Annotated in this window: 1 protein-coding gene and 2 pseudogenes; all 3 read left to right on the top strand. The window is 67.8% G+C overall.

What is annotated here, in order from left to right; genetic code table 11:
• Nucleotides 1-718 (top strand): annotated as a pseudogene (locus I0Q12_RS34340) (hypothetical protein); the annotation flags it as partial.
• Nucleotides 719-1,513 carry a hypothetical protein gene (locus tag I0Q12_RS29775; protein WP_197257383.1) on the top strand — a complete coding sequence of 265 codons (795 nt, stop codon included), beginning with the start codon at nt 719-721 and terminating at the stop codon, nt 1,511-1,513. It abuts the pseudogene before it with no gap.
• Between the two features lie 239 nt (nt 1,514-1,752).
• Nucleotides 1,753-1,869: pseudogene (locus tag I0Q12_RS34335) on the top strand (IS110 family transposase); the annotation flags it as partial.

Below are 1,869 nucleotides of genomic sequence, written 5' to 3'. Positions count from 1 at the left end.
CGCGGCCGCCGCCGCGGTCGACAAGCCGGCGTTCGGGATCTGGCGCGTGACCCTGCCCGCCGCCGGCCAGTACGCCCTGCCGGACAAGCTCCCGCTGCCGCACCCAGCGATGCTGCACGATCAGCCGGTGCGGACCTGGATCACCACCGTCAGCCTGGAAGGACTGTGCGCGCCGATCGCCGACGGCGGAATGGGCCTGGACGTCGACGACCTCGACGTCACCGACGCCTGGGTCTACGAGGAACAGGGCCGGGCCCTGGACAAGTGGGCGAAGATCCTGCGCGAGGCCCGCACCGTCGCGGTCGAGACCGGGGATGTGGCGATGAAGCGGTTCCTCGGGGCCTGCTACAAGGGGTACGTGGGTCGGATGGTCAACCCCGACATGTGGACCGCCAGCCGGATGCAACACCACCACCAGCCGTTGTGGCGGGCGGCGATCATGGCGCACTGCCGGTGGCGCGGGCGCCGGGTGGCGATGCGCATCGCCCGCGAGACCGGACGGTGGCCGATCCGCACCATGACCGACTCCTGGGTGTATCTGCTGGGGGAGGGCCAGGACATCGCCGACGACAGTGCCGCCCTCGGCAAGATGACCCTCGAGAAGCAGGTGGAGCTGACCGACGAGATGATCCTGGCGTTCGCCGCCGCCGAAACCACCCACGAGGTCCGGCTCGCGATCGCCGCGGCCTACGGCACCGACACCGACGAGGAGCAGTAGATGGCGCTGCACCTGCCCAAGCCGCGCTCGAAGTCCGTGCCACAAAAAACAATCGGTCTCGACGGCATGCGCGTCACGGTCGCGGCCGCGGCGGCCGACGGCATTGCCCGGGCGCAGGAAACCAGCCGCGGCCTGGCGGGCCTGACCGCACGGGTCTCGGTCCGGCAGCTGCGCAGCGAGATCGGCAATGACGGACTGCGGCAAGCCGCGATCGATGCCGGCCGCACCCCGCCCTCGGACCGCACCTTGCGCCGCTGGGCGCAGCAGGGCCGCATCCCCCATCCCGAGGTCGTCGAACTGGCGCAGCGCCGCGCCGCAATCGCCCGGCTCGGGGGTGTCAACGCGGTGGCGCAGCAGATCGGCCGCAGCCCCTCGTCGGTGCGTAAGTACATGGCGGGCAAGACCAACGAACTACGCAACGATGCGAAGTCCAAGCTCAAAGCCGCCAAGGCGGACGACATCATGCGCAAGGCCGGAGTTCTCGAACCCGACGGGACACCGAAGGTCGCCACGATCCGGGTCACCGGCCGCGTCCATGTCCGCAATGGCGACGAGATCGGATACGACTACCGCACCCGCACACTGGATTTCGGGAACTCAGATGTCCCGTTCAGTGCCGAGGAGTCACGCGAACTCGCTGCGGCCCTGGCCAACGACGATCAGGCTCGTGTGGTCGCGATCCTCGAGCGCCACGCGACCCTGGACTATCCGGAGAACAAGGGCTTCGATGTCTACGGCGACCAGTTCGGCTTTCACTTCGACGCCATCGACAAACTCGACGTCACCTGGCGCTGATCCGGGAATCGAGGCTTGCTCCGAACCTCGACCCAACTCGCTGAGTCTGCGGATCCCACCAAGTCCACGTCGATCGGGAAGTGGCATCCGGGTCGTTCCATCCAGTACATCGGCGACGCGCGACAGCGTGGCCCCGAGTTGCACCAGTTTAGACGATATGAGGGGCTGGGCTGGGGCCTCACTCACATGTGAACGTGGGTTGCCGGCAGGAAACGGGTCCTGGCCGGTAGAGCCACAAGATGTGGGAGGCTCCAGCGATGAATCAGCGTACGAGTATCGGACTGGACGTGCACGCACGAGGGGTGGTCGCCTGCGGCCTCGACGGTGCGACCGGTGAACTGTTCGAACGCCGTTTG

The organism is Rhodococcus sp. CX (assembly GCF_015865005.1).
GTDB lineage: Bacteria > Actinomycetota > Actinomycetes > Mycobacteriales > Mycobacteriaceae > Rhodococcus.
This window is presented reverse-complemented; position numbering and strand designations above follow the sequence as displayed.

Excerpts from the sequence above, each read along its gene's own strand:
- I0Q12_RS29775 (WP_197257383.1), top strand. The coding sequence starts at position 719 with ATGGCGCTGCACCTGCCCAAGCCGCGCTCGAAGTCCGTGCCACAAAAA.